The organism is Brachybacterium sp., assembly GCF_036379615.1.
Classification (GTDB): domain Bacteria; phylum Actinomycetota; class Actinomycetes; order Actinomycetales; family Dermabacteraceae; genus Brachybacterium.
The window spans coordinates 76,474-103,223 of the sequence record NZ_DASVGJ010000033.1; the positions used below are offsets into that span (position 1 = coordinate 76,474).

The 26,750-nt window shown below is 71.8% G+C and carries 21 protein-coding genes and 1 other RNA gene; 8 read left to right on the top strand and 14 right to left on the bottom strand.

The features are described from left to right. The first annotated feature begins 77 nt into the window (after positions 1 to 77). Positions 78 to 1,274 carry an FAD-dependent monooxygenase gene (locus VF289_RS05805; protein ID WP_330882024.1) on the top strand — a complete coding sequence of 399 codons (1,197 nt, stop codon included), beginning with the start codon at positions 78 to 80 and terminating at the stop codon, positions 1,272 to 1,274. Positions 1,275 to 1,358: 84 nt separating this feature from the next. Here the strand turns inward: VF289_RS05805 and VF289_RS05810 are convergent, their stop codons facing one another. From VF289_RS05810 to VF289_RS05840, 7 genes are all read right to left on the bottom strand, one after another. After that, positions 1,359 to 2,735: an NAD-dependent succinate-semialdehyde dehydrogenase gene (locus tag VF289_RS05810; RefSeq protein ID WP_330882026.1), complete on the bottom strand. Its 1,377-nt coding sequence runs from the start codon at positions 2,733 to 2,735 to the stop codon at positions 1,359 to 1,361. A gap of 275 nt (positions 2,736 to 3,010) precedes the next feature. After that, positions 3,011 to 3,907 carry an RNA polymerase sigma factor SigJ gene (gene sigJ, locus VF289_RS05815; RefSeq protein ID WP_330882028.1) on the bottom strand — a complete coding sequence of 299 codons (897 nt, stop codon included), beginning with the start codon at positions 3,905 to 3,907 and terminating at the stop codon, positions 3,011 to 3,013. Positions 3,908 to 4,044: 137 nt separating this feature from the next. Beyond that, a complete protein-coding gene (locus VF289_RS05820) occupies positions 4,045 to 4,647 on the bottom strand; it encodes a carboxymuconolactone decarboxylase family protein (RefSeq protein WP_330882030.1) in 603 nt (200 codons plus the stop codon). 89 nt (positions 4,648 to 4,736) lie between these two features. Continuing rightward, positions 4,737 to 5,639 carry an AraC family transcriptional regulator gene (locus VF289_RS05825; RefSeq protein WP_330882032.1) on the bottom strand — a complete coding sequence of 301 codons (903 nt, stop codon included), beginning with the start codon at positions 5,637 to 5,639 and terminating at the stop codon, positions 4,737 to 4,739. A 7-nt stretch (positions 5,640 to 5,646) separates the two neighbouring features. Further along, complete coding sequence (locus tag VF289_RS05830) at positions 5,647 to 6,423, bottom strand: phytanoyl-CoA dioxygenase family protein (protein WP_330882034.1); 777 nt, start codon at positions 6,421 to 6,423, stop codon at positions 5,647 to 5,649. Between the two features lie 199 nt (positions 6,424 to 6,622). Further along, entirely contained in the window at positions 6,623 to 7,192 is a 570-nt protein-coding gene (locus VF289_RS05835; protein WP_330882036.1) for a dihydrofolate reductase family protein, read from the bottom strand. A gap of 190 nt (positions 7,193 to 7,382) precedes the next feature. Next, the gene (locus tag VF289_RS05840) at positions 7,383 to 7,892 is read right to left on the bottom strand and encodes a DUF779 domain-containing protein (protein ID WP_414644446.1); all 510 of its coding nucleotides are present in this window, start codon (positions 7,890 to 7,892) and stop codon (positions 7,383 to 7,385) included. 84 nt (positions 7,893 to 7,976) lie between these two features. On the opposite strand from VF289_RS05840, the gene VF289_RS05845 reads away from it, so the two are divergent. Next, positions 7,977 to 8,981, top strand: coding sequence for an aldo/keto reductase family protein (locus tag VF289_RS05845; RefSeq protein WP_330882038.1), 1,005 nt, complete (start codon positions 7,977 to 7,979; stop codon positions 8,979 to 8,981). A 249-nt stretch (positions 8,982 to 9,230) separates the two neighbouring features. On the opposite strand, the gene VF289_RS05850 is transcribed toward VF289_RS05845, so the two are convergent. Continuing rightward, positions 9,231 to 10,802 carry an alanine/glycine:cation symporter family protein gene (locus VF289_RS05850; RefSeq protein ID WP_330882040.1) on the bottom strand — a complete coding sequence of 524 codons (1,572 nt, stop codon included), beginning with the start codon at positions 10,800 to 10,802 and terminating at the stop codon, positions 9,231 to 9,233. A gap of 291 nt (positions 10,803 to 11,093) precedes the next feature. Here VF289_RS05850 and ffs point away from each other — a divergent pair. The 4 genes from ffs (at position 11,094) to VF289_RS05870 (ending at position 14,616) form a co-directional block, all read left to right on the top strand. Beyond that, an RNA gene (gene ffs / locus VF289_RS05855) (signal recognition particle sRNA small type) lies at positions 11,094 to 11,190 on the top strand. Positions 11,191 to 11,367: 177 nt separating this feature from the next. Further along, the gene (locus VF289_RS05860) at positions 11,368 to 12,321 is read left to right on the top strand and encodes a CPBP family intramembrane glutamic endopeptidase (RefSeq protein WP_330882042.1); all 954 of its coding nucleotides are present in this window, start codon (positions 11,368 to 11,370) and stop codon (positions 12,319 to 12,321) included. A gap of 89 nt (positions 12,322 to 12,410) precedes the next feature. Beyond that, entirely contained in the window at positions 12,411 to 13,823 is a 1,413-nt protein-coding gene (locus VF289_RS05865; RefSeq protein ID WP_330882044.1) for a TIGR01777 family oxidoreductase, read from the top strand. Between the two features lie 166 nt (positions 13,824 to 13,989). Next, a complete protein-coding gene (locus VF289_RS05870; protein WP_330882046.1) occupies positions 13,990 to 14,616 on the top strand; it encodes a hypothetical protein in 627 nt (208 codons plus the stop codon). A 57-nt stretch (positions 14,617 to 14,673) separates the two neighbouring features. On the opposite strand, the gene VF289_RS05875 is transcribed toward VF289_RS05870, so the two are convergent. The 4 genes from VF289_RS05875 to VF289_RS05890 all read right to left on the bottom strand — a co-directional run bounded on the left by VF289_RS05875 (position 14,674) and on the right by VF289_RS05890 (position 19,159). Beyond that, positions 14,674 to 15,468 carry a hypothetical protein gene (locus tag VF289_RS05875; protein WP_330882049.1) on the bottom strand — a complete coding sequence of 265 codons (795 nt, stop codon included), beginning with the start codon at positions 15,466 to 15,468 and terminating at the stop codon, positions 14,674 to 14,676. A 149-nt stretch (positions 15,469 to 15,617) separates the two neighbouring features. Beyond that, on the bottom strand, positions 15,618 to 16,934 hold the full coding sequence (locus VF289_RS05880) for an MFS transporter (RefSeq protein ID WP_330882051.1): 1,317 nt from the start codon (positions 16,932 to 16,934) through the stop codon (positions 15,618 to 15,620). A 207-nt stretch (positions 16,935 to 17,141) separates the two neighbouring features. Beyond that, positions 17,142 to 18,593: a dicarboxylate/amino acid:cation symporter gene (locus VF289_RS05885; RefSeq protein WP_330882053.1), complete on the bottom strand. Its 1,452-nt coding sequence runs from the start codon at positions 18,591 to 18,593 to the stop codon at positions 17,142 to 17,144. Positions 18,594 to 18,646: 53 nt separating this feature from the next. After that, positions 18,647 to 19,159, bottom strand: a complete 513-nt coding sequence (locus tag VF289_RS05890; protein WP_330882056.1) for a VOC family protein — start codon at positions 19,157 to 19,159, stop codon at positions 18,647 to 18,649. 243 nt (positions 19,160 to 19,402) lie between these two features. Here VF289_RS05890 and VF289_RS05895 point away from each other — a divergent pair, with 243 nt between their 5' ends. Both VF289_RS05895 and VF289_RS05900 read left to right on the top strand, forming a co-directional pair. After that, positions 19,403 to 20,743 carry a hypothetical protein gene (locus VF289_RS05895; RefSeq protein ID WP_330882057.1) on the top strand — a complete coding sequence of 447 codons (1,341 nt, stop codon included), beginning with the start codon at positions 19,403 to 19,405 and terminating at the stop codon, positions 20,741 to 20,743. 149 nt (positions 20,744 to 20,892) lie between these two features. Further along, complete coding sequence (locus VF289_RS05900) at positions 20,893 to 24,207, top strand: DNA polymerase III subunit gamma and tau (RefSeq protein ID WP_330882061.1); 3,315 nt, start codon at positions 20,893 to 20,895, stop codon at positions 24,205 to 24,207. Between the two features lie 69 nt (positions 24,208 to 24,276). On the opposite strand, the gene VF289_RS05905 is transcribed toward VF289_RS05900, so the two are convergent. Beyond that, complete coding sequence (locus tag VF289_RS05905) at positions 24,277 to 24,807, bottom strand: transcriptional regulator (protein ID WP_330882064.1); 531 nt, start codon at positions 24,805 to 24,807, stop codon at positions 24,277 to 24,279. A gap of 90 nt (positions 24,808 to 24,897) precedes the next feature. Then, entirely contained in the window at positions 24,898 to 26,457 is a 1,560-nt protein-coding gene (locus VF289_RS05910) for a glycoside hydrolase family 125 protein (protein WP_330882066.1), read from the bottom strand. Between the last annotated feature and the right edge of the window lie 293 nt (positions 26,458 to 26,750).

A 26,750-nucleotide genomic window follows, 5' to 3' on the forward strand; every position in this document is an offset into this window, starting at 1 on the left:
TCGAGTGCCCGGCGCTGGCGCCGGCGCCGGCCGGGCAGGGCCTGGGCACGGCCGCGCCCGGCCGGTAGCGTCGAGGGATGGACATCACGATCATCGGCGGCGGCATCGCCGGCCTCGCCCTTGCCCATGAGCTCGCCCCCGACCACCGCGTCACGGTGCTCGAGACCTCCCCGGGCCCGCGCGGCGGCGGCTACATGATCGACTTCTTCGGCCCCGGCTTCGTCGCCGCGGAGCGGATGGGCATCATCGAGGAGCTGCGCGCCCGCGGCCACGCCTTCGAGGGGGTGCGCTACGCGATGCCCGACGGGAAGGAGTCCGGGCGCATCGACGTCGGCCCCCTGGTCGAGGCCGCCAGCGGGCGCTACTTCTCGATCCTCCGCCCCGAGGTGGAACTGGGGCTGCTCGCGGTGCTGCCGGGCTCGGTGGAGCTGCGGTACTCCACGCGCGTGGTGGCGATTCACGATCCCACGCTCCGCGGGGAGACGGGCCCAGGTCGCGCCTCGGGCCACAGCGAGGCCCACCCTGGCCCCGCCGCGGTCGAGCTCGCCGACGGCACCACGCGGGAGGCCGACCTGATCATCGCCTGCGACGGGGTGCGCTCGGTGGCGCGCGAGCTGGTCGCGCCCGGGCACGGGGAGATCGTGCCGATGGGCTATCGCGTCGCGAGCTACCTGTACGACGATACGGAGCTCGCCGCCGAGCTGGGGGAGCGGATGCTGATGACCGACACCGTGGGTCGGGTGGGCTGGGCGTACGCCGCCGACAGGACCCGGGTCGGGGTGATGCTCGCCGAACGCGTCGACCCGACCCTGACGCAGCGCCCCTCACCGGACCGGGAGCGGCTGCAGCGCGAGTTCGCCGGGCTCCACCCGCAGGTGGACCGCGCCCTCGCCCACGCTCCGGAGAGCTTCTACGACGACCTGGTGGCCCAGGCGATCGCGCCGCGGTGGAGCCGGGGGCGCATCGTTCTGGCCGGTGACGCCGCCCATGCACCCTCGCTGCTGGCCGGGCAGGGCACCTCCCTCGCGATCGCCGGGGCGGAAGCCCTGGCCAGGAGCCTGCGCGCGACCGGCCCGCACCTCGAAGCAGGCCTCGCGGAGTACGAACGCCGCTGGCGCCCGACGGCGGAGAAGGTGCAGCGCTCCGGTCGTCGCAGCGCGTCCTTCTTCACCCCGTCCAGCGCCGCCCAGCTGCGCTTCCAGCAGATCGGGCGGCGCGCGGTCGGCCTGCCGGGCGTGAGCCGTCTGGTGACGCGGAGCTTCATCGCCCCCTGAGCTCTGGACGCCCGCCCGCCGGCCTCAGGCGCCGACGGCGCGGAGCAGGAGGCCCGGGCCGGGCACGGCGTCCTTCGGCATGGTTCAGGCGGTCGAGGTGCGGCGCAGGCGGACGTTGACGAACTCGCCCATGCCCCAGCGACCGAGCTCGCGGCCGAAGCCGGACCGCTTCACGCCGCCGAAGGGCAGCCCGGCCAGCGTCGTCCCGTGCTCGTTGATGTAGGCCATCCCGACGTCGAGACGATCCGCCACCTCCTGGGCGCGCTCGAGATCAGTGCCCCAGACGGACCCGCTCAGACCGAAGTCGACGTCATTGGCCAGCTCCACCGCCTCGTCGACCGAGTCGACGCCGTGGAGCACGGCGACCGGGCCGAAGATCTCCTCGCCGTAGGCGTCCATGTCCGGGGTGATGCCGGTGAGCACGGCGGGCTGCATGAAGGCTCCGTCGCGATCGAGCGCCTGGCCACCGGTGTGGAGCGACGCGCCCTGCTGGACGGCACGTTCCACCTGCTCGACGACGCCGTCACGGGCACCGATCGAGGAGAGGGGTCCGACGTCGACATCCTCGTCCAGCGGATCTCCGATCGTCGCCTCCTCGAAGGTCTCGACCACCCTCGCGACGAACGCCTCGAGATGTGCCGCGGGCACGATGATCCGCTTGGGCGAGTTGCAGGCCTGGCCGGCATTCGACAGCCGCGCGGTGGCGACCGTGCGAGCGACCTCGTCGAGCTCGGCATCATCCAGCACGATGAGCGGATCGGAGCCGCCGAGCTCGAGCACGGACTTCTTCAGGTGCTTGCTGGCGTTCTCCGCGACCGCCGCACCGGCCTTCTCGCTGCCGGTGAGGGACACACCGCGCACCCGCGGGTCGGCGATCATGTCGGCGATCTGATCGTGGGAGGCGAAGACGTTGGCGTACGCATCGCGCGGCACCCCGGCCTCGTGGAGGATCTGCGCCATGATCTCCGAGGAGCCGGCGCAGATCTCCGCGTGCTTCAGGATGATCGTGTTGCCCACCATCAGGTTCGGGGCGACGAAGCGCGCCACCTGGTAGTAGGGGTAGTTCCAGGGCATCACTCCGACGAGAGGGCCGATCGGCGCGGTCTGCACCAGCGATTCCTGTGCGCCCTGCGGGTCCAGCTGCTCGGGCTGCAGCAGCTCGGGGCCATGGGTGGCGTACCAGCGATAGATCGAGGCGGCGAGCTCGGCCTCGCCGATGGCCTGCTGCAGCGGCTTGCCCATCTCGACGGCGATCAGTTCTCCCAGCTCGCGGGAGCGATCCTCGTACGCATCGGCGACCCGTTCCAGGATCGCGGCCCGCTCCTGCGCGGCCGTGGTGCTCCACTCGGTGAAGGCGGTGCGGGAGCGCGAGAGCACGCGCTCGACCTCGGCACTGTCCAGTGTGGTGAATTCCTTGTCGGTCCGTCCCGTGGTCGGGTTGGTCGTCGTGTATCCAGCCATGCCGCCACCCTCGACCCTCTGTCCGGATCTGTAAAGGAGAACCGTCCGATCGGTCGCCGCAGCGTGGGGCGCCCCGTCGCGGACATGTCGCCCCCGGCGCCGCCACCTGGCTCCGCCCCCTGGCGTCCCCCCCCGGCGTCACCCTCCAGGCGCCGCCCTCAGCGTCACAGAACGGGTCGATAGCGGCTCGCATTCCCCCCGCTCTGTAACACTCGCGGGTGCGGGTGCGGGTGCGGGTGCGGGGTGCCGGGTGCCGGGTGACGGGGTTGCCTGGCTCAGAGCCGGACGGCCCCGAGCTTCCCGGGATTGCGGATCATGTCGATGCGGGTGACGACGGCGTCGGCGCCCTCGCCGTCGGCCTCGATCCAGACCACACAGTCGATCCGCGGCCCCTCGTGTCCCACCAGAGCCGGGCGGCCGTTGACCTCCGCCAACAGCCACGAGAGCGCCATGACCTCGGGCTTCGTCATGATTCCGGCGATGAAGGCGAGCACGTTCGCGGTGCCTCGGATCGGGCGCCGGGCGGCGCGCTTCACGCCGCCGCCGTCCGTGGTCAGCACCACCTCGGGGGAGAGCACCGCGACCATCTCCTCGAGCGCTGTGGTGCCCTGCGCGGCGTCGAGGAAGGCCGCGGTCAGCGCCCGGTGGGTGCTCTCGTCGACCGGATGCCGCGGGGCCTGCTCCTGCACGTGCGCCCGGGCGCGACTGACCAGCTGTCGCACCGAGGACTCGGAGCGCTCGAGCGCCGCGGCCACCTCGGGGTAGGGCAGGGCGAACACCTCCCGCAGCACGAACGCGGCCCGCTCGAGCGGTGACAGGGACTCGAGCACCACCAGCAGGGCGAGGGAGACGTCCTCCGCGATCTCCGCGGCGCGACCGGGGTCTGCGGCGACGTCCGTGGAGACCGGCTCGGGCAACCAGGGACCGATGTACTCCTCGCGGCGCCGATCCCGGGAGCGCGCGATGTTCAGCGCCACCCGGGTCGTCGCCCGCAGCAGATACGCGCGCGGGTCGCGGACCGTCATCGGATCGACGTCCTGCCAGCGCAGCCACGTCTCCTGGACCGCGTCCTCGCTGTCCCCGACGGTGCCGAGCACCCGGTAGGCGGCGCCGAGCAGGGCGCGGCGGTGCGCCTCGAAGAGCTCGAGGTGGGGTGACGCGGCGGTGCTCATGCGGACTCCCTCGTCGGCGGATTCCCCGGCCGGGCCGGCCCTCCGGAGCAGGGCGCGGTGGCGGCGGGAGATCGGCGGCCGACGGGATGGCGCCCCGCAGAGGACATCACCGCTCGGCCTCAGCGCTGCTGCGAACCTCAGCGCTGCTGCGACAAGGGTACGTCGCAGTCATCCTTGAACCCCTGGCTGGAGAGCCCGAGCCCGGCGTTGGTGCGGGAGCGGTGGTTCTCGAGCGAGACCAGCGCGGCGAGCTCGACCACCTGGGCGTCGCTGAGATCCTCGCGCAGGCGCGCCACCATCTCGTCGGTCACGGCCGACGGGGTCTGCGTGGCGGCCACGGAGTACTCCAGCACCGCTTTCTCCAGCGGTGAGTACACCTCGCTGCTGCGCCACTGGCCGATCGCCTCCAGCTTGCGCGGATCCACCCCGCGGTGGTGGTGCTCCCAATAGCCGAAGTCGATGCACCAGGAGCACCCGATCTCCTGCGCCACCACCATCGTGGCCAGGGCGGACTGGGTGGGGGAGAGCTTCTTCCAGCGGGAGGCGGCGGCTTCGAGCACGAGCGTGCCGACCAGCACGGGGCCGTGATGGAGCGCGGCCCGCACCGGGTCCAGAGCCTTCCCGTAGATCCGCCGCGACGCCCACAGCGCGGCGCGAGCAAGGGGACCGTCGTGGTCGAGCGGGATCCGGGCGGCGGGGCGCGCCGGCGGGGCGGAGTGCAGGGGCGTGATCGCGGACATGTCGGTTCCTTTCCACAGGGGCCCGGGAGGGCCCGTCATGAGGAGGACACCGGCCGACGGGGGTCTGTGACATCGCTGCCGCGCGACGCTCACAGATGCAGCGTGCCGCCGTGGGTGCGGAAGGCGCCGGGCGGCTGCCCGTACCGGCGACGGAAGGCGGTGATGAAGGCACGCACCTCCGGGTAGCCGCAGGCGCGAGCGATCCGGGAGACGGTCTCCTCGGACTCCAGCAGCAGGTGCGCGGCCTGCTCGAGGCGTCTGCGCCGCAGCGCCGCCATCAGTGATTCACCGGTCGAGGCGGCGAACAGGCGTGCCGCGTGCCGGGTGGAGAGGTGCACGACGGCGGCGACGTCCTGCACCGTGACCGGGCGGGAGAGGTTGTCCGCGAGGTACCGCTCCATGGCCGCGACGCTCGAGCTGGAGCGGGCGTCGGGATCGATCTCGACGGCGAGGTCCTGGGGCGCGGCGAAGGCGCGGCCGGTCTCGACCACCAGTGCCCCGCCGAGCGCCCGCACCTGCTCGGCGACCCCGGCGCGGGGTGAGGCGGCCTCTGCGGCCAGGGCCGCGATCAGCGCGGGCAGGGAGCCCAGCGCGGTCGAGATCCGCGGCCGATCCTCCCGCAGCAGCCCGTTCCACCAGCCCGGGGTGCTGATCGCAACGGGATCCGCGGGCTGCAGCGCGATGCCCCAGAAGGCGATGCCGAGCCCGTCGGCCGGGTGGGAGACGATCTCGTGCACCTCTCCCGGACGGGCCAGGAACACGCTGCCGGCGGTGACGGGGTGCTCCGTCCCATCCACCGTGAAGGTGCCCGAGCCGGCGTAGGCCAGGCACACCTCGTGGAAGGAGTGGGTGTGGAGGTGGTTGCGCCACACCTCGGAGGAGTAGAAGCCCCAGCTGAGGAAATCGACCGCGACGCCGTCGACCTCACCGGCCTGGAGCAGGCCGGTGAGGTCGACGAAGGCCGTCGCCTCGGCGACGAGGTCGAGTCTCACAGAGGCATCATGCCTGCCCGGCGCGACCGGTGGGGTCGGTGCCCGCGAGGATCAGGCCCTGGCCGAGGGAGTGGGTGTGCTGATCGGTCAGCGGCGGGTCCGCCGGGTCGCGGAACTGGACCAGCCAGGTGGTGCGGGCCTCGTCGCTGACGTTCACACCGGAGCTGTGCACGGTGAAGTAGGTGAAGAACAGGACGTCACCGGCCTCCGCCTCCAGCGGCACCAGGTCGTCGACGGGGAAGTCGGGCAGGTGGTAGCTGCCCTCGGGGTCGTGCTCGCGCGGCCCGGCCAGGTGGCTGCCCGGGGCGACCCGTACGCAGCCCTTCGCGTCGGGGGCGTCGTCGAAGTGGAAGATCGCGGCGGCCACCCGATGGTGGGTGTGGGGGAAGAACGGGTGGTCCTGGTGCGGGGGGAAGGGGGAGCCGTTCTCCGGGGGCTTGATGAACATCTTGGTGTGGTGCAGCTGCACGTTCGGGGTGCGCAGCACGGCCGCGGCCACGTCGGTGAAGCGAGGATCGGTGAGCAGTCGCGTGAAGGCCGCATCGTAGAACTGGGCGTCGTGCAGATGCTGCAGACTGGTGGCCCGGCCCATCGCGACCTGTGCGGCGGCGTCCCAGGTGGGATCGTCGCCGCGGTCCAGGGAGGCGATCAGCTCATGGCTGCGGGCGCGGTACTCGGCGGCCTCCTCCTTGCTGAGGAGGCCCTTGACCAGCACATATCCCTGCTCATCATAGGAATCTGCGAGGGCGTCGAGATCGGTGCGTGGGGTGGAGAGGGTGGTCATCATCGACCTTTCGAGGGGTGTCGGGCGGGTGTCGGATGGTGCCTCTCGAGGCTAGGCGGGCAGCGTCCGCGCTCACCAGGCACAGCGCGGACACCGATGTTCGCCAGACGGACACCACCCGACCCGTGGGCCCGCCCCGGTGGCCCGCCCGGCGGTGCCCCGCGCCCCGCCCGGGCAGACGGAGCCGACGGCCGTCGGCTCAGCGCCGCCGGGCGTACTCGGTGAGGCTCACGCCGCTCTCGAAGGTCCGGGTGCGCACGTGCTCGAGCTGCACGGGGGCGTACTCGCCCGGCGCGAACAGCGGCACCCCGCTGCCGAACAGCAGCGGCTGGCGCTTGAGCACGAGGCGGTCGATCTCCTCGCGCAGCTGCCCGGCGAGCTGCGCGCCGCCGCAGAGCCAGATGTCCTTCCCGGGCTGCTGCTTCAGTGCGCGCACCACCTGCACCGGGTCCTCGGTGGTGGTGCGGAGGTTCTCCGCTGGCGGGAGGTCGCGGTGGGTGAACACGATCTGCTCGAGGTGGCGGTAGGGGCTGGGCATGTCCGGCATGCCCATCGCGTGGGTGGTCGCTCCCATGAGCACGGTCCCGAAGCGCTCGCCGCTCTGGGGGATGCCGAGGTGGGCGGCGATGTCGGTGGGGATCGCGTCGGCGAACTCCCCGGTGATGCCCTCCATGTGGTCACCCTCGACGAGGAAGGTATCGAACTGGTCCTCGGGCCCGGCGATGAAGCCGTCCAGGCTCACCGCCACGTAGTACACGAGCTCACGCATGGGGTTCCTTGGGGTGTGGGGTGTGGGGGATCGGGAGGCGGAGTGAGTGGAACAGAGGTGGGCGAATACGTCTCGCATAGCCCCGTGTCTGCAGCACCGGCGGCTGCGGGGCCGCGCTGGCGGCACGGGTGCGGCGCCGGGGGCTCGGGTCTCGCGGCGGGGGCGCCGGCGCGCGGCCCGGCCTCGTCGCTCAGCCCGGGAGCATCCGTGACCTGGTCAGGAACCTCTTCCCGTCGGGCGTCTCGAGGCTGAAGCCGCCGCCGCGCCCGTCGACCAGGTCGATGGTGAGGTGGGTGTGGCGCCAGTAGGCGAACTGCTCGCGGCTCATCCAGAAGTCCAGCGGGCTGGTGGAACCGTCCGGGAGCGGCACCTCGACGTGGCCCATCCGCACGTCGGCGTCGCCGGTGAGGAAGTCGCCTTCGGGGAAGCACATGGGGGAGGAGCCGTCGCAGCAGCCGCCGGACTGGTGGAACATCAGCGGCCCGTTGCGATCGATGAGGCGCTGGATCTGGGTGAGCGCGGCGGAGGTGAAGGCGACGCGGGAGAAGTCCTCGCCCTCGACCGTCGGCTCCATCTCGAGGACGTCGTCCGAGGTGGTCGGCTCGGGCAGCGGCGGGGCGGGTGGCTGCCCGGACTGCGGGCCGGGCGGGCCGTCGGTGCGGGTGAACTGCGGGGGAGCGGAGGCGGAGAGGTCGGTCATGGCGAGTCCTTCCCTCGACGAGCCGATGGAAATGTGTCGTGGCTCACCACGATAGACCCCTATGGTCGGACATACGCTTTCCGTATGGAACATCGTCACCTCGGCCGCTCCGGCCTCAAGATCAGCGAGATCATCTACGGCAACTGGCTCACCCACGCCTCCCAGGTCGAGGACGACCGGGCGAAGGCCTGCGTGCGTGCGGCGCTCGACGCCGGCATCTCGACCTTCGACACCGCCGACACCTACGCCAACACCGCCGCCGAGGTGGTCCTCGGCGAGGCGCTGAAGGGCGAGCGGCGCGAGTCGCTCGAGATCTTCACCAAGGTCTACTTCCCCACCGGTCCCAAGGGGCACAACGACACCGGCCTGTCCCGCAAGCACATCCGCGAGTCGATCGACGCCTCGCTCACCCGCCTGCAGACCGACTACGTGGACCTCTACCAGGCCCACCGCTATGACGACGCGACCCCGCTCGAGGAGACGATGCAGGCCTTCGCCGACGTCGTCCACTCCGGCAAGGCGCTGTACATCGGCGTCTCCGAGTGGAACGCGGACCAGCTGCGCGCCGGCCACCAGCTGGCCCGCGAGCTCGGCATCCAGCTGATCTCCAACCAGCCCCAGTACTCGATGCTGTGGCGCGTCATCGAGGAGCGCGTGGTCCCCACCTCCCGCGAGCTGGGCATCTCCCAGATCGTGTGGTCGCCGGTCGCGCAGGGCATCCTCACCGGCAAGTACCAGCCCGGGGCCGAGGCGCCCGAGGGCTCGCGCGCCCGCGACGAGAAGGGCGGCGCGGACATGATCAAGCGCTTCCTGAACGACGAGGTGCTCACCGCCGTGCAGGGCCTGCTCCCGATCGCGGAGGAGCTGGGCCTGACCCCGGCGCAGCTGGCCGTGGCCTGGGTGCTCAGCAACGACAACGTCGCGGGCGCCATCATCGGCGCCTCCCGCCCCGAGCAGGTCACCGAGAACGTCCAGGCTGCAGGCGTGACGCTCGAGGCCGAGGTAAAGGCCCGGATCGACGAGGTGCTCGGCGAGATCCCCGAGACGGACCCGACCAAGACCCAGTCCCCGGCGCACCGCCTGGCCTGATTGGTCCTGGGCTGGCCTATGGCGCGGTGAGCTGGCGATATCGCCACCTCACCTCAAAATAGGCCCGTGCGTGACGCCGGCCCTGGTCCACATCAGCTCGGCCAGCACCAGCCCGGCCAGAACCAGCCCGGCCAGCATCTGCCCGGCCAGCATCAGCCCGGACACAGGCCGAGGGGCCGAATCGTCGCGAAGACGGTTCGGCCCCTCGGTCGTGTGATGGTCGCTCGCGCGGGGAGCGGCTCCCAGCTGTCACTTCGTGGTGTTGATCCCCAGCTGCTCGGGCGGCAGCTCACCGCCGGCCTTGCCCTGGAGGCTGTGACCATCGGCTCGCAGCTCCCAGAAGGTCGCGCCCTCGATGCCGAGCTTGCGCGGATCGAACTGCGGATCCAGTCCGGCCTTCTTCTGCTCGCGATAGTCCTTGAGCGCCTTGAGCGCCGGGACCTGCAGGAACAGGATGCCCACGATGTTCAGCCAGGCCATGGAGCCCACGCCGATGTCGCCCATTCCCCAGGCCGCGCCGGCGGTGTTCACCGCTCCGTAGGCGACGGAGACGAGCACCAGGGCCTGCAGGATCCGGGACAGCGCTCGTGCGGCCAACCGGTTCTTCATCTTGCGGGTGAGGTAGGTGAGGTTGACCTCAGCCATGTAGTAGTAGGCCACGATCGTGGTGAACGCGAAGAAGGCCAGCGCGATCGCGATGAACGTCGGGCCCAGGCCCGGGAACACCGAGTCCAGACCGGTCTGCACGTAGCCCGGACCGGGCTCGACGGCGGTGCTCATCTCTCCCGCACCACTCCCGATCACCGGGGAGTCGCCCTCGAGCCACTCCTCGTTCTGGAAGGTGTTGAACATGCCGGTGGAGATGATGATGAAGGCGGTCGCCGAGCAGACGAACAGGGTGTCGATGTAGACGGAGAACGACTGCGCGAAGCCCTGCTTGGCGGGGTGGGAGACCTCTGCCGCGGCCGCGGCGTGCGGGCCGGTGCCCTGACCGGCCTCGTTGGAGTAGATGCCGCGCTGGACGCCCCACTTGATGGCGAGGCCGATGATCGCGCCGAAGACCGGCTGGACGCCGAAGGCGCTGCCGAAGATCAGGCCGAACACCCGGGGGATCTCCGAGAAGTTCAGGAAGAACACGATGAGGGCGATGATGATGTAGAGGATCGCCATCGCCGGCACCACGATCACGGCGAAGTGCGCGATGCGCTTCACGCCGCCGATGACGATGAAGCCCAGCAGGATCACCAGGCCGATGGCGGTCACCCAGGGGGGGATCGCCCAGGCGGTGTTGATCGCGGAGGCCATGCCGTTGGCCTGCACGCCCGGGAGGAAGAAGCTCATCGCCAGGATGGTCACGACGGAGAACAGGATCCCGTAGAACAGCGACAGGCCGGGGGCCTTGTGCTTGTAGGCCTTCTCGAAGTAGTAGGCCGGGCCGCCGCGGTACTCGCCGGTGTCCGGGTCCTTCTCCTTGTAGATCTGGCCGAGCGTGCACTCGATGAAGGAGGTGGCGGCGCCGAGGAAGGCGGAGACCCACATCCAGAACACGGCGCCGGGACCGCCGAAGGCGATCGCGGTCGCGACGCCGCCGATGTTGCCCATGCCGACGCGGCCGGCGAGGGACATCATCAGCGACTGGAAGGAGGAGGTGCCGTCCGGGGAGGTCTCACCCTTCTTGAGCTGGGCGACCATGTCGGGGAGGTTGCGCACCTGGAGGAAGCCGGTGCGCAGCGAGAAGTAGAGGCCGACGACGAGGCAGAGGACGATCAGCGGGATCGACCAGATCAACCCGTTCGCGCCGGAGATGAGTTCGGCGATCATGTGTGCTCCTGGGGACTAGGGGAAGCGGCGACGCCCTCGGCACCGCGCGCAGGGGTGACCGCAGTCACCGACCTGCGCTGGAGGGAACTTATCGGACCCGCGCGGCGCGGAGCATTTTTTCAGCCTCCCGTTGCCGTCTCGTTATGCAACTCGCGTCGGCGGTGGTTGCATCCGTCCTGGTGACGGCGCACGTGCTCGGCGCGCGACCGCCGACGCTGGAGCCGTCGGCGTGTCGTGAGCAGGATCGCGCGGAAAGGCTCGAAGCGGTGGCGGGAGAGCCGTTACACTGGTCGTGACCCCTCGTGCGGTGTCATCTTGCTGAACTCCCCCAGGGCTTGACGGCAGCAAGGGCAGGTGAGCTCTGGCAGGTGCGCGAGGGGTCCTCTCATGCCCTGACAACGGGGTGGGGTCGCGCACCGAGGGTGGGACGCAGTGAGGAGCGGGGTGGGGATTTCCCCCGCAGGCGCCGACGGATGGCCCCGTACCGCGAACTCCGGGCGATTCCTAGCGTGGACATCGACACCGCGGACGCACCCGGCGAGCCGCGACCGGCCCAGGAGCCCCGATGTCCTCCTCACCCGCCCTCCCCGTTCCTCCCGATTCCTCTGCGCCGTCCACCCCCGGGGCGCCGTCCACCCTCTCCGCGCCGTCCGGGCGAGCCGGGATCCCGGCCGTCCGCGTCGGCCTGTTCTTCCTGCTTGCGACCGGCGTGAGCGCCGCCCTCTCGCTCCCTCTCGCCACCGGCCTGCTGCCCGAGGCCTCGCTGGCGCTGGTGGTGCCGCTGGCCCAGCTCTCCCCGCTGCTGGCCGCATTGCTGGTGCGTCGTCGGGAGCAGCCGTGGTGGCGTTCCCTCGCTCTCGGCATTCCCTCCGGCAAGGCCCTGGTGATCGCTGCGCTCGCGGCGATCGCCGCCTTCACCCTGGTCCCTGCGGCCCGGATCCTCATCGGGCTCGGGGCCGGCGCCGCCCCGCTCGCGGACTCCCCGCCGCTGCTGGGCCTGCTGCTCGCCGTGCCGGTGATCCTGGTGATGCAGTCCGTCTTCGCGATCGGGGAGGAGGCCGGGTGGCGGGGCTGGCTGCACAGCACCCTCGAACCTCTCGGCTTCTGGCGGATGTCGCTGCTGATCGGCGCGCTGTGGGCGCTGTGGCATCTCCCGATCGTGCTCGCCCTCGGCCTCTCCGGCCGCGAGATGGTCAGCTACCTCGGCACCATCGTCGCCGTCGCCCCGCTGCTGTCCGCGCTGCGCCGCATCTCCGGCACCGCCTGGGCCGCGATCCTCGGGCACGGCCTGCTGAACAGCCTGCGCGTCGCCCTCGAGCAGAACGTGCTGGGCCCGGTCGACCCGGCAACGCTGTGGCTGCTGGACCTGAGCTCCTGGGTGCTGTGGATCGCGGTGGCCTGGGTGGTCCTGCGGGTCGCCGACGGCCTGGTGCCGGTCGCGGCCGACGGGACTGCGGCCGACAAGACCGCGCTGGAGGGCACTGCTGATGACGAGCCCGCGACCGCAACGGACGGCTGACGGCCACGACCCCTGGTCAGGGACGCTCGCGGTGCGTAGCGTGGCGGGACTGCGTCCTCCCGGCGCAGCCTCTAGGCAGGGAGTCACCCGTGAAGATCCGCTCCACGACCCATCTCTCCTCATCGCCGCAGACGGTCCGTGACTGGCACGAGCGTCCCGGCGCGCTGGTACGGCTCACCCCGCCGGGACTCGCCTCCCTCGATTCCCCCGGTGACGGCGGGCTGAGGGAGGGAAGGATCGTCGGAGCCCGCCTCGGCCCCGCCGTGCTGCCGGACCTGCTGCGCCCTCACTGGGTGCTGCGCCACCGCGAGCACGATCCGGACCGAGGTTTCTTCGTCGACCAGCAGGTGCACGGGCCCTGGCGCACCTGGCGGCATGAGCACACCGTGGCCCCGGCCGGCAACGGCACTGGCACTGGCACTGGTGTCAGCACCGGCGGCGGGGGCACCGATATCCACGACGAGATCGAGATCGAGCTGCCTGCCCACCTGGAGCGCTGGGGGCCTCTGGTCGAGTCGCGGGTGCGACGGGTGCTGGCTTTCCGCGACCGTCAGCTGCGGGATGACCTCGCCTTCCACGCCCGGTACGCGGACGTCCCCCGGCGCACCATCGCGATCACCGGCTCCTCCGGTCTGATCGGCACCCAGCTCGCCGCTCTGCTCGAGACCGGCGGGCACACGGTGCGCAGGATGGTGCGGGAGAACGCCGTCGGCCCGGGGGAGATCTCCTGGGACCCGCGGGCCGGAGAGCTCGACCCCGCAGACCTCGAGGGAGTCGACGTGGTCGTGAACCTCGCCGGCCGCTCGATCGCGACTCGCTGGACCGCCTCCGCGCGGCGCGAGATCCGTGACTCCCGGCTCCACGGGACGATGCTGATCTCCCGCACCCTCGCCGGGATGCGGGAGGGACCCTCGGCCCTGGTCCAGGCCTCTGCGATCGGGGTGTACGGGCCCCGCCGCCCGGGCGAGCTGCTCACCGAGGCCGATCCCGGCGGGGAGGGCTTCCTCGCCGATCTGGTGCGGGACTGGGAGCGTTCGAGCCACGCCGCGGCAGAGGCCGGGGTGCGGGTGGCGCAGGTGCGCACCGGCATGTCGCTCAGCGACGCGGGCGGCTCCCTGCTGCCTCAGCTGCCCCTGTTCCTGGCCGGGGTGGGCGGACGGCTCACCGACAGCGGGGCGATGACCTCGTGGATCTCACTGGACGACATCGTGCGGACCTTCGCCCACGCCGCGCTCGGCGCCGACGTCGAGGGTCCGCTGAACGGCGTCGGCCCGGAGCCGGTGACCGCCCGCGAGTTCGCCCGCACTCTGGGCAGGGTGCTGCACCGCCCCGCCCTGGTGCCGGTCCCGTCGATCGGCCCGAAGCTCGTGCTCGGTGGCACCGCCGCGGACGAGCTGATCGGCGTCGATCAGAACGTCTCCTCCGCCCGGCTCGAGGCGAGCGGCTTCGTCCCGGCCCACGACCGGCTCGAGGACGCACTGCGCCACGTGCTGTGGCGGTGAGGGGCTGAGGAGCGCAGCGGGGGAGAGGCGGCCCGATCGCCCTTGACCCTGACGCGGTGTCATGGTGCGCACTGGGTGCCACGAGAGGGATCGGTGACGCCTCCCGGGCCCCGGTCGGTGATCTCGCTCCTTCTCGATGCACCCTGCCTCGCAGAAGGAGAGCCCCATGACCATCCTGCCGGAATTCCGACGTGTGCTCCGGGAGCACTGGAGGACCTATCTCGCTCTGAACGCCGCCGTGTACGGCACCCTCGTCGCGATGGCGGTCCTGACGCTGCTCGTCCCCGGGCTGCGCGAGCAGGGTGCTCAGGACTCCGAAGCATTCGTCTCCCTGCCGGGTCTGTCCCTCGTGACCGATGCCTACGTCGAAGGCCGCGTCGCTCGCGCGGCGCTCGGGACCTTCCTGGCGAACCTGCTCTTCGCCGCCCTGCTCACGACCACGCTGCCATCGCTGATCATCCCGTTCTTCGGCGTGGTCGCAACGATCTGGCGCGTCGGGGCGATCGGCGTCTGGCTCACTCCCGCGACCCCGGAGGCGGCGCTCGCCCTCATCCCCCACCTGCCCGTCCTGCTCATCGAGCTGCAGGCCTACGTCCTGGCGGTGCTGGGCACCGTGATCCTCTGGCGCTCGACCTTCGGGCACCGCCGTCGCGGGCACGCCTCCGCCTCCGCGGGGTATCGGGTGGGCGTCAGGGACACCCTTCATCTCTATCCGGTGATCGTCGTGGTGCTGCTTCTCATCGCGATCGTCGAGGCGGTCGAGGTCATCTGGATCATGCCTCTCCTGCACTGACCTGCATCGCTCCTGGAGCGACGGCCGGGCCGCGCTCCGACGACGGCGGGGCTGCTGTCACGGAGCGAGCAGGCGGACGGCGTGATCGGTGAGGGCGATCTCGTCCCGCCCGGTGCAGTTCCTGCGCTGGAAACGCACCCCGTCGATCACGAGACCCTCACCGGGATGGGCAGCCCACCACAAGTCGGCATCGGCGTCCCATCCCTCCGGCCGGTACTGCCAGTAGACCAGGGTGCGCCCGGTCTCCAGATCGACGACGGCCTCGCCGAACTCCGAAGGTTCCGCTCCCGGTCCGAGGTCGAGGAGGCGGAGGGCTCGTCTGGTCGATCCGCCGATCGAGAGGTCGACGAGGTCCGCTCGGGCTCCTTCGTCGCGCTCGCTGTGGAAGTCGCGGGGCCCTGTGCGCACCAGTCTGTTCCCGTCGCGCAGGAGCCGACCGCGAGCGTCGCCCCAGTTCTCGGCGAACCCCGGCTGGCTCGAGTCGGAGCGCGCGCCGTCGACCTCGACGCTGAGGAACGTGGCGCTCTCGGAGGTCAGCTGTGCCGTGAATCGGATCAAGCGCTCGACGGGCTCACCGCCTTCGGTCGGGAAAGTGGTCTCGCGGATCCCGAACCGCACGCTGTCAGGCGACTCCTCCAGAGGTGCAGCGGCGCGCTCCGACTCACGGACCGAGGTGACCTGGCCGGTTGCACGGTCGTACCACCGCGCAGTCGTCGTCTCCCCTGGGCAGGGAACAACGAACCACCACTGGAGCTCGTCGCAGAGCACCGAGTGGTCCGTCCCCTCCTCGAGGACCTCGATCCGGACCTCGGGCATGCTCTCCGGGAAACGGTCGAGCAGTGAGGCATCCATGGGGCGACCATAGGGCGCGGCGTCGGCCGTCGCACGGCAATTAGGTGCGGACTCCCTGCAGGTACCCGTCGCCTCCGGTCGCTGGTCGCGACCGTGGTCCTCGCCTCCAGTGGCGGTCAGGTCTCTGCGCCGTCCCTGCTCATGGGCCCTCAGAGGTGCTCGGCGGGATGCTCCGCGAGGGCTGTCGCCTGCGCGGTGACCGACTCCTCCACCGGCGTCACGGCTCCGGTGCTGCGCTCGCCGAGCACGGCGTTGAGGACCGCGGCGAGCACCACCAGGCCGGCGGCCGCGGTGGGCAGCCACATCGCCGCCTCGGTCCCGACGGAGTCCGCGACCGCGCCGGTCAGCGCCGAGGCGGCGGACTGGCCGACGATCGTGGCCGAGCCGAGCATCGACATCACGGTCGCCGAGCGGCCCTGCGGGGAGCGCTCGGCGGCGAGGCTGTAGAGCGTCACCACCGTCGGACCGATCCCGATGCCGGCGACGGCCATCGCACCGATCAGGCCCCACAGCCCGCCGGCGAGACCGAAGGCGATCATCGAGGCCAGCATGAGCGAGGAGAACACGAGCCAGCGCGCGGCGAGCCGGAACCGTTCGGGGAACAGGGCGACCGAGAGCGCGAGGATCGTCGAGCCGACGCCCATCACGCCGTAGACCAGGCCCGCGGAGTCCGAGTCGCCGGTGCCGGCGAGGAAGGCGGTCAGCGAGGTGAGCACGGTGCCGAAGAACAGCCCGACACCCAGCGCCCCGGCCACGATCACGAGCACCCGCGCGGTGCGCAGCTCGGCGGCGGGGGCCTGCACGGCGGGTTCCTCGGTGCTCGGTGCGCTGAGGGCGGCGGTGGGATGCAGGGCGAAGGCGGTGACGAACACGAGCGTCAGCACCGCCGCGCCGATCATCGGCGCGGCCGGGCTCATCGTGGTCGCCAGCAGGCCCACCACCACGGGCCCGAACACGAAGGCCGTCTCGTCGGCGGCGGACTCGTAGCCCATGGTGGCGTTGAGGCTCTTGGCCCGTCGCGCGGCCGGCAGCCGGGTGAGGATCAGCTGCACCAGGCGGGAGCGGGAGAACGGTCCGATCTGCGGGGAGGTCGCGCCGATCACGAAGCCGACGGCGAGCACGGCGATGTCCGGCAGCGGGCTGAAGGCGACGTAGGCGAGCGCGAGCAGGGCCAGCGAGTTCGCGATCCCGGCCAGCAGGATCACGCGGCGCTGACCGATCCTGTCCGCCGCGGCGCCCAGCAGCGGACCCACCAGCGCCGAGCCGAGCCCCAGCAGCGCCGAGTTCAGGCCGCCGAGGGCGATCGAGTCGCGTGCGGCGACGACCAGGGTCAGGGTGCCGACGACCATCATCGCGAAGGGGAAGCGCGCGATGAAGGCGATCGGGAAGTAGGTGGCCCCGGCCGCGGCGCGCAGGGTGGTCTGCGTCTGCTGCGGGTTGGGGGCTGTCTGAGGGGGAGTGGACATCGATGCTCCGGACGGTGGGTGCCGCCTTGGACGATCCACACCGTGGACCCGAGGTAGATGCACTGCGGGGGCCCGTGGAGCCGGGCCGGTCTGACGGCGTCCAGTCTACGAGGGCGGGCGCCGGTCAGGGTCATCTCCCGCCCGATGTCACAGACATGGGGGAATGCGTCGCGGATTCCCCCGTGTCTGTGACATCGACGAGGTGTGTCAGGTGGTGGCGGGGGCCTTGGAGCGCTCGTCGGTGGCCTCGGCGTCGGCCGAGCCCTCCTTCTCCGCGGCCTCCTCGGCCTGGATGACCTGGAAGGAGGTGCGGCGCACCGCGTCGTAGGCGCCCTGGTCCAGGATCTTCTCGCGCTTGGCGACGATCACTCCCACCAGCGACTGGCCGGTGACGTTCAGGGCGGTGCGGCCCATGTCCAGGATCGGATCGATCGCCAGCAGCAGACCCACGCCCTCGAGCGGGAGGCCCAGGGTGGACAGCGTCAGGGTGAGCATGACGGTCGCGCCGGTCATGCCGGCGGTCGCGGCCGAGCCCAGCACCGAGACCAGCACGATCAGCAGGTAGTCGGTGATGCCCAGCGGCACCCCGTAGAAGTTCGCGACGAAGATCGCGGCCAGCGAGGGGTAGATCGCCGCGCAGCCGTCCATCTTGGTGGTCGCGCCCAGCGGGATCGCGAAGGAGGCGTAGTGGCGCGGGACGCCCATCCGCTCGGTGACCGTCTGGGTCATCGGCATGGTGCCCAGCGAGCTGCGGGAGACGAAGCCCAGCGAGGTCGCGGGCCACACGCCGCGGAAGAAGGAGCCGACCGAGAGGCCGTTGAGCTTCAGCAGCACCGGGTAGACGACCAGCAGCACGATCAGCATGCCCACGTAGACGTCGAGCGTGAACACGCCGAGCTGGCCGATGGCCTCCCAGCCGTAGGAGGCGACCGCGTTGCCGAGCAGGCCCACGGTGCCGATCGGGGCGAGGCGGATGACCCACCACAGCAGCTTCTGCACGATCTCCAGCGCGGAGCCGGTGAACTTCAGGAACGGCTCGGCCTTCGCGCCGACGGAGAGCACGGCGATGCCCACGGCGATCGAGATGACCAGGATCTGCAGAGCGTTGAAGCTCAGGGAGACCGAGCCGTCATCACCGGCGCTGCCGGAGATGCCCAGGAAGTTCGAGGGCACCAGACCGGTGAGGAAGTCCATCCAGCCGCCCTGGGTGTCCGAGGCCTGTGCGGTGGAGGCGTCGACGCCGGAGTTCTTGCCGGGCTCGGTGAGGATTCCGAGCGTGATGCCGATCGCCACCGCGATGAGTGCGGTGATCGCGAACCAGAGCAGGGTCTTCCACGCCAGGCGGGCGGCGTTGGTGACATTGCGCAGGTTGGCGATCGAGGTGACGATCGCGAGGAAGATCAGCGGCGGGACCAGGGCCTTCAGCAGCGTCACGAAGATGGTGCCGATGGTGTCCAGACCGGTGGTCAGCCAGTTGGTGCCGTCCGGGTTGGCCTCGGTCTCGGCGACGGGGCCCATCTGGGCGGCGACCAGGCCGAGGACCACTCCGAGGACCAGTCCGATCAGGACCTGCCAGCCGAAGGGGATGGAGACGAGGGCGCGCAGCGGGTTGCGCGAGCGCGGCGTCGTCGTGGGGGAGGAGGGGGTCGAGGTGCTCACGGCAGGTGACGTTACGCCGCTCTGATCGCAGTTTCAATAAGAATGCTATGCGGTCACATTAGGGGGCCTTGGGGGTTGGTGGTGGGTGCCTCGGTGGCCTTGGGACCGACGGGCGAGGGGCCTCCGCCGAGGACGTCTTCGCCCAGAGTGCCTCCGTCGGAGGCGACTCTGTCAGCGTCCGCGACCTCGGCCTCGGAACGCAGCACGCAGAACTGGTTCCCCTCGGGATCGGCCATGGTCAGCCACCCGGTGCCAGGGCCGTGCTTGCCGCGGTGATCGGCGAGCGGGACGGCGCCGTGCTGCGTCAGCCAGTGGATCTCCTCGTCCTGGGTGCGCTCGCGGGGCCGGACGTCGAAATGGATGCGCTTGGCGGGCAGCTCCTGATCCGGGACCTGCAGGAAGAGCAGGGTGTGGCCGGTGTCCCGGTCGAAGATCGCGCACTCCTCGTGGCCGGGGAGATTCGGGTCCTCGGGATCGCTCGTGTAGCCCAGCGCCGCGCGCCACCACTCGCTGAGGCCGTACGCGTCATGGCAATCGACGGTGGTGTGGGAGACGAAGAGGCTCATCGCCCCAGTCTTCCCGGACGCGGTGGTGCGGGCAACGTCTTTCGGGAACGCGGGTCGTGGGCGCGTTCTCGTTCCTGCTCCCGTCCCCGTGCTGACGTGCTGACGTGCTGACGTGCTGACGTGCTGTTGCGCTGTCGCGCCGCATGCCGGCGCGGGGCATCGGTCGATCGGCCGATCCTCTGATCTCGCATCCCCGCCGACTGGACGATGCACGAGGTCCGCGCGAGATGGCACGGTGGGGTCATGATCGAGAACCGAGCGGGGCAGGACGCCGCCGAGCCGCCGACCTCGCGGAGTGAGGTGGCTGCGGACGCGGTGACCTCGAGCGCCCCGGATCCTGCGATCTCCGAGGAGGAGGCGCGGGAGCCCGCTGCGCCGGGGCAGGACCCGGACTCCGAGGAGGCCTCTGCGGAGGAGGATCCGGCTGCCTTCGGGGACCAGGCCCCGACCCGCTTCGCCGCCGACGTCGCCTACCGCGGCCGCGCCGGAGAGCACGACTACCTGGTCCAGGTGCGCCACCGCCTGCTGGACACGAGCTTCACGGTCGTGATCGACGGGGTCTCGCACGATCCGAAGGCCGAGATCAAGGCTGGAAAGAAGGCCGAGAAGAAGGCTGAGGAGAAGGCTGAGGAGGACACCTCGCCGGGGAGCGACGGCCTCTGCTTCGCCCTCGAGGACGGCTTCACGACCCAGCGCTGCACCGTGCGCCGCCCCCGGGGCGAGAAGAGTGCCGAAGAGAAGCGCGCCGAAGAGAAGAGCGCCGAGGAGGGGGACAGCGAGGAGAAGGGCGACGGGGGAGAGGAGGGCTTCAAGAACGCCGAAGTCCTCACGATCACCACGGCCGGGCTGGGCGGAGCGGGTGAGGTCGAGGTCCGTCACGGCTTCCAGCGCACCGTGCTCCTGCCGGAGGACGGGTCCCCGTCGGCCGTCCGCGATGCGAAGCGCACCGCGCACCCCACCCGCTTCGCGCTGATCGCCGCGCTGGCGAAGTCCGCACGCTTCCTGATCCCGCTGCTCGGTCTCGGAGCGCTGTTCAGCGGGCTGCTCGAGCCGGTGGAGCAGTGGGTCACGGCGCGGGTGCGGCCGATGATCGACGCGATCGCGCGGTGGACCGCGCCGATTCGCGAATGGATCGACCAGCTGCTGCAGCCGGTCCGGGAGTTCCTCGACGCCGTCTTCTCCCCGGTCAGGGAGTTCCTCGCCGCGCTGACGAGGCCGGTCCGGGATCTGCTCGACTGGCTGCTCAGCCTGGTGCCCGACATCGGTCTGCCGAATGTTCCCGACTGGGTGCTGGACCTCCTACTGCCCGTGATCGTGCTGGTCGCGGTGTTCCTGGCGACCCGTCGTGCGCTCCGGGAGCGCCGGGAGAAGCTGGCGCAGAGCCGGGAAGCCTCGGCAGTCGAGCCTGACGAGGAACCCGCGACGAGCGGCGATGGTGAGAACGAGGGCCGCGCTGTGCCGACGCGGGGAGAACGCGACGCCGAGGACCACGAGGCAGGGCCGGACGAGGCGCAGGAGGAGGAGTCGCGGGAAGGCCGGGCGCGGGACGAAGCGGGGTCGGGGACGAGCGCCGCGATCCGCTGAGCACCATGGTCACGCCGGCGTCACGGGACGTGTGCGGCCCTCCTCACCGTGCTGAGGCGCCCTGGAGGCCGACAGAGGAACCTCTCCTCCCCAGGATCTCCTCGTCCACAGCGGTGAGGAACGTGGGCGGCCTCGACTAGCCTGTCGGGGTGGCCACCGCTCTGTACCGTCGTTACCGCCCGGAGTCCTTCGCCGAGGTGATCGGCCAGGACCACGTCACCACGCCCTTGCGGCGTGCGCTGCGCGCGGGCCGGATCGGTCATGCCTACCTGTTCTCGGGCCCGCGCGGCTGTGGCAAGACCACCTCGGCGCGCATCCTCGCGCGCTGCCTGAACTGTGCTGAGGGGCCGACGGACGTGCCCTGCGGCCAGTGCGATTCCTGCCGCGACCTCGCCAACGGCGGCTCCGGCAGCCTCGACGTGGTCGAGATCGACGCCGCCAGCCACGGTGGTGTGGACGATGCCCGTGAGCTGCGTGAGCGGGCCTCCTTCGCCCCGGTGCGGGACCGCTTCAAGGTCTTCATCATCGATGAGGCCCACATGGTCACCTCGGCCGGGTTCAACGCCCTGCTGAAGCTGGTCGAGGAGCCTCCCGAGCACGTGAAGTTCGTCTTCGCGACCACCGAGCCGGACAAGGTCATCGGCACGATCCGCTCCCGCACCCACCATTACCCCTTCCGGCTGATCCCGCCGCAGGTGCTGGGCCCGTACCTCGAGGAGGTCTGCGCTGCGGAGCAGGTCTCCGTGGGCGAGGGCGTGATGCCGCTGGTGGTGCGCGCAGGAGGCGGCTCCGCCCGTGACTCGATGTCCGTGCTGGATCAGCTGATGGCCGGCGCTGCGGAGGACGGCCTCGACTTCCCGACCGCGATCGCGCTGCTGGGCTTCACCGACACCGCCCTGCTGGACACCGCGATCACCGCGATCGCCCAGCGGGACGCCGCTGCGCTCTACGGCGCGGTCGAGCACGTGCTCGCCACCGGACACGAGCCGCGCCGCTTCGTGGAGGACCTGCTCGAACGGATGCGCGACCTGATCGTGCTCGCCGCCGTCCCAGATCGCGGCACTGACCTGCTGCCCCAGGTCCCGGCCGACGAGCTCGAGAGCATGCGCAGTCAAGCCACCCTCTTCGCCCCGGCGGACCTCTCGCAGTGCGGCGACCTCGTCCACGAGACCCTCTCGACCATGAGCGGCGCGACCTCGCCGCGGCTGCACCTCGAACTGCTCGCGGCCCGCCTGGTGCTGCGCGACGAACGCGCGGCGCTCGCAGCGGCCGACGGCCCGGCACCCGGCGCCGACCAGCGCGGCGGAGCACAGGCGGGCCGTGCGGGCCCGCCTGCCGCGGCCCCCGCCCAGCCCGCGCCGTCGGGAGCATCGGGAGCACGGGAGGAAGCGCGGCGCATCGCCCAGGAGAAGGTCGAGGCCGCGCGACAGGCCCGGGGAGGTCGTGAGGGGGCGCCGGCACCTGCCGCGGCGTCGGCCCAGCAGCCAGCGGCGGAACAGCCGCCGGCGCAGGCTCCGCACTCCGCTGCACCGGTCGAGCGGCCTGCGGCCGAGCAATCGGCGGCGTGGTCACCGCAGCCCTCCGCACCGTCGCAGCCCGCCGGTTCCGCGCAGCTTGCGAGTGGGGGCCAGCCCGCTGGTTCTGCGCAGCCCGAAGCACCCTCGCAGCCCGCTGCTCCCTCCCAGCCCGCTGGTGGGGCCCAGCCCACGGCGGGCGAGGGTGGTCTCGACGCCGATCAGATTCGCGGGCACTGGTCCGCGATCCTCGACGAGCTGCAGCAGATCCGTCGGCCCAGCTGGGCGCTGATCTCGCAGAACGGTCATGTCCACGGCGCGCACGGCAGCACGCTGGTGATCGGCTTCCGCACCGAGGGGCTGGTCAGCGCCTTCCACCGCGGCACGGGCGCGCAGAACCTGGCCGACGCCGTGCGCCGCATCGTGCACGCCGACGTCGCCGTCGAGGCTGTCGTCGGGGAGGATCCCGGCCCGGGCTCCGGCGGCACCGCAGGCGGTGGCCCTGCAGGCAATGGCCCTGCCAGCGGTGGCCCCGCGAGTGGTGGCCCCGCCGGCGGAGGCCGCGCGAGTGGTGGCCCCGCCGCAGGAACCGGTCCTGTGGGAAGCGGCGGTCCTGTCGGCGGCGCTCCGGCTGGCGGTGCCCCGACCGGTGGGAGCGGCCCAGCATGGGGTGGTCCGGGCAGCGGCGGCGGGCCCGTGAACGGTGCGCCGTCGACCGGTGGCCCGTCGACCGGCGGTCCCTCGAGCGGTGGCCCGTCGAACGGAGCGGGTCGTCCTGCACAGGCGCCGGCACGCTGGGGTGAAGCTGTCTCCACCGCTCCCTCGAGAGAGGCGGCACCGTCCCCGGCGGGCCAGGAGCCGGAGGCGCCTTCCGCCGGGCAGCGTGCCTCCGAGCGCGCCATGCAGGCCGCGGCGCGGGCGGCACAGTCCCAGCGGCCGGGACCGGCCTCGGACCCCGTCGAGGACTTCCCCCCGGAGCCCGACGACCCCTTCCCGCCGGACCCGCAGGACGACTACCAGCCGCGCCCCCGGAACCCGCAGCCCGTCGGCGCCTCGGCCGGTCCTGCGCCAGAACCTGCGGGGCGCGCGCGCTGGTCCGATGCCCTGCACGACGCAACGGCACGACCGGAGCGTGCGACGGCGCAGCCCGGCGACGCCCCCGCCACCGCACAGACCCCCGGGCCAGAGCCCGCCGCCGACAGACAGTCGGCAAGCACGGAGACTCCCGAGGTGGAGGACGAGGGGCGCGACAGCCTCCCGCCCGAGGAGCCCCGCACCTTCGGCCAGAACGCCCTGCGCCGCGCCCTCGCCGAGGGGCGAGTGGTCCGCTCGCTCGCCGCGCAGGCTCCCGCGCCGGGCGCCGACGCCCGGCCCGGCGCCGACACCGAGCCCGACGACGTCACGCCCGCCCCACCTGAGCCGGCCCTTGCTGAGCCCACCGAGGCAGCGTCGGCCGAGGCAGCGCCGACCGACGCAGAGCTCGACGATTCCCTGCCTGCGGAGACCGAGCAGTCCGCCACCGCCCGCGCCGCTGCCTCCTGGGGCACCGCCTCGACGGTCCCGGCTCCGGACTCGGCCCCCGCATCGCACTCCGGACCCGCGGCACAGACGGCACCTGCATCACTGTCCGCTCCCGCCTCGCAGTCCGCGCCGGTCTCCGCGCCCCCGGCCGGTGCCGGTGCGGGGTCCGCGGGCTCCGCTCCGTCGGCCCCGCGCAGCGGTGCAGCGCTGGTGCGTGAAGCGGCCCAGGCCTCCCGGACGGCCGGGCTGCGCACAGGCGCCCGCTCCGGCGGCGCCCCCGCAGCACCGGTCGCGGACACCGATCCGACCGGCGGCGCGACCCGCGACGACGAGGACGCTGTGGCCACCACCCGCAACGGACGTGAGGTCGTCGAGAAGCTGCTCGGCGGCAAGGTGCTCGAGATCATCGACGAGAACAAGAACTACTAGTTCCCGTCGCGGGGCATCGCCTCGGCACCCCGCTGCGATGTCCAGCGCTCGAGCGCCCCGCTGCGGTCCTCAGCCCTCGCGCGGCTCGAGCAGGCTGAACAGGTCGGTGCGCAGCGTCGCCGGGTTCACGTCCGGCGCGGGCGGGGTCACGTAGAACTCCCAGAACGGGTAGGTCATCTGCTCCTCGGACTCACCGATGCCCTCGGTGAAAGCCCCCCACTTCTCCGCCAGCCCGCCATATCCGCCGAGGTGGGAGACCCAGCCGACGCGCCCGGCCGGGAGCACCGAGCCGGTCACCTCGTACCCGCTGGGCAGGCTGAGCGTCTCGGTCAGCGGGGCATCGATCGGGAAACCGACCTCCAGATCGGCGGTGGAGACCGGCGCGCGATGGTGCAGCGCGAACGCCGGACCGATGGGGTGGATCCCCACCTCTGCCAGCGCTTCGACCAGGTACGAGAAGGTGCCGTCCATCAGCGTCGACATCTCGTACATCGGGAACTCGCGCTGGGAGACCACAGCGGTGGGCACCTCCGGGGCCACGGCCACCTGGCACCGGGCGGCCGGTTCCGGGGAGTCGTAGGGGTGCGGCATCGACGACATCGGTCCTCGTCCTGTTCAGAGTCGACAACGGGCCGTGGCAGGAAGCGACGGCCCGTGCTGACCGTACCGCCCCGCCCTGGGCGCCGCCACTCAGCTCTGCGCGGGCCGGGGGTGCGGGTTCCGGTCGATGCCGGCGAGGTCGAGCGCCAGCTCGCAGAACATCGAGTTCGACCAGGAGAACCACTCGCGGGTGAAGCGCGTCGGATCATCGACGTGGACGCCCTCGTGCATCATCCCGGTGCCGCCGTCGGTGCGGATCAGCTGCTGCAGGATCCGCAGCTTCTCCTGGCGGTCGTTCGTGGTGAGCCCCTCGATGCACTTCGCGATCGGCCACACGTGGTCCGCCGGGGTGTGCGGGGAGCCGACCCCCTCCAGGTGCCGGCCCGCGAAGTAGAACGGGTTCTCGGGCGACAGCACGGCCGCGCGCGTGGCCTGCTGCACCGGGTCCTCGGCGTCGGCGCAGCCCAGGTAGGGAAGTGACAGCAGGCTGGGCACGTTCGCGTCGTCGAGGAAGCGGTGCCCGCCCCGGCCGTCGATCTCGTACGCCCAGATCTGCTGCCCCTCCGGTCCGTCGATCAGGGCGTGCTCCGCCAGCGCCGCACGGATCTCGCCGGCGCGTGCACGGGCCTCGGCCGCCTCCTCGGGGGCGTCGGAGACCTGCTCCAGCAGCTCCGCGAGCCGCTCCAGCGCGAGGGCCAGGAAGTGATTGCCGGGGATGTTGTAGCCCAGCTCGCAGGCATCGTCGGACGGGCGGAAGCCCGCCCACACCAGACCGTTCGGTGAGGTCAGCGAGCCGCGACCGTCCCGCGCCAGGGTGTCCTGCGCCGGCACGCCCGCGCGCCGGAAGAAGTACGACGAGCTCTCCTCGTGATGCTGCTCGGTCGCGACGGTGGTGAGGATCGCGCGGGCCGCAGGCAGGAAGCGCTCATCCGCCCAGGAGGTGTCCCCGGTCGCGGTCCACAGCCGCCACGCCAGATCCGGACCGTAGGAGAGCGAATCCAGCTCGAACTTGCGCTCCCACGCCCAGGGATTGTCGAGCTCGGTCTGGTCCGCATCCCAGTGCGAGGCATCCGGCTGACGGTTGAACGCATTGGCGTAGGGGTCGATCTCGAGGTACTGCCACTGGCGGCGCAGCAGACCGCTGAGCAGCGAGACCAGCACGGCACGCTCCTCGTCGGAGCCGACGCCCGCCGCCACCAGACGCAGCAGCGGCATCAGCTGTGCGGCCGAGTCCCGCAACCACATCGCCGGGATGTCCCCGGTGATCACGAAGGTGGTGCCGTCCTCTTCCACGCTCACCGTGGTCTCGGCCGTGTTGCGCAGGTAGGCCACGACCCGGTCGGCGATCTCCTGCGCGAGCTCCCGGTCGAGGCTGGAGGAGCCGTCGAGTCTGGAGGAGTCGCCGGCGCTGGAGAAGCCGTCGGCGTCGGAGGAACGGCCGGCGCCAGAGGGGCCGCTGGCTGTCGGGGCGGCACCGGCCGGGGCGCCGGATGCGGCGGAGGTGCTGGCCGCGCCGCCGGTGGTGGAGGCGCCGACCGAGCTGCCGGTCGCTGAGGCGCCGACCAGCTCAGCAGGGCTGGCGAGGTCGGCGAGTCCGGCGAGGACGCGTTCGTGCACGGTGTCGAGCAGGGGTGCGGGCAGTGTGGCCACGTCTCTCCTCATCGAGGTCGGGCCGCCTGCCGTGCTGACACGGGGCCGCCGAGGTCGGCCACACTGTAACCGGGTCCCGGCTCCGAGCGGGGCAGTGTCCGCCGTCACGTCGCGGAGCGGCCGGGCCGGAGCCTGGAACCGAGCCCGAGCTCCCGCCCCGACGCGGACCTGACCCCGGACCCGGGCCCGGGCCCGGGCCGACCCGGACCTGACCCCGGACCTGACCCCGACCCCCAGCCCGGACCCGGGCCGGGATCCGCTCACAGTGGACTGCCCACGAGCGTCGCAGGTCG

Excerpts from the sequence above, each read along its gene's own strand:
- VF289_RS05805 (WP_330882024.1), top strand. The coding sequence starts at position 78 with ATGGACATCACGATCATCGGCGGCGGCATCGCCGGCCTCGCCCTTGCC.
- VF289_RS05810 (WP_330882026.1), bottom strand. The coding sequence starts at position 2,735 with ATGGCTGGATACACGACGACCAACCCGACCACGGGACGGACCGACAAG.
- sigJ (WP_330882028.1), bottom strand. The coding sequence starts at position 3,907 with ATGAGCACCGCCGCGTCACCCCACCTCGAGCTCTTCGAGGCGCACCGC.
- VF289_RS05820 (WP_330882030.1), bottom strand. The coding sequence starts at position 4,647 with ATGTCCGCGATCACGCCCCTGCACTCCGCCCCGCCGGCGCGCCCCGCC.
- VF289_RS05830 (WP_330882034.1), bottom strand. The coding sequence starts at position 6,423 with ATGACCACCCTCTCCACCCCACGCACCGATCTCGACGCCCTCGCAGAT.
- VF289_RS05835 (WP_330882036.1), bottom strand. The coding sequence starts at position 7,192 with ATGCGTGAGCTCGTGTACTACGTGGCGGTGAGCCTGGACGGCTTCATC.
- VF289_RS05840 (WP_414644446.1), bottom strand. The coding sequence starts at position 7,892 with ATGACCGACCTCTCCGCCTCCGCTCCCCCGCAGTTCACCCGCACCGAC.
- VF289_RS05845 (WP_330882038.1), top strand. The coding sequence starts at position 7,977 with ATGGAACATCGTCACCTCGGCCGCTCCGGCCTCAAGATCAGCGAGATC.
- VF289_RS05850 (WP_330882040.1), bottom strand. The coding sequence starts at position 10,802 with ATGATCGCCGAACTCATCTCCGGCGCGAACGGGTTGATCTGGTCGATC.
- VF289_RS05860 (WP_330882042.1), top strand. The coding sequence starts at position 11,368 with ATGTCCTCCTCACCCGCCCTCCCCGTTCCTCCCGATTCCTCTGCGCCG.
- VF289_RS05870 (WP_330882046.1), top strand. The coding sequence starts at position 13,990 with ATGACCATCCTGCCGGAATTCCGACGTGTGCTCCGGGAGCACTGGAGG.
- VF289_RS05875 (WP_330882049.1), bottom strand. The coding sequence starts at position 15,468 with ATGGATGCCTCACTGCTCGACCGTTTCCCGGAGAGCATGCCCGAGGTC.
- VF289_RS05880 (WP_330882051.1), bottom strand. The coding sequence starts at position 16,934 with ATGTCCACTCCCCCTCAGACAGCCCCCAACCCGCAGCAGACGCAGACC.
- VF289_RS05890 (WP_330882056.1), bottom strand. The coding sequence starts at position 19,159 with ATGAGCCTCTTCGTCTCCCACACCACCGTCGATTGCCATGACGCGTAC.
- VF289_RS05895 (WP_330882057.1), top strand. The coding sequence starts at position 19,403 with ATGATCGAGAACCGAGCGGGGCAGGACGCCGCCGAGCCGCCGACCTCG.
- VF289_RS05905 (WP_330882064.1), bottom strand. The coding sequence starts at position 24,807 with ATGTCGTCGATGCCGCACCCCTACGACTCCCCGGAACCGGCCGCCCGG.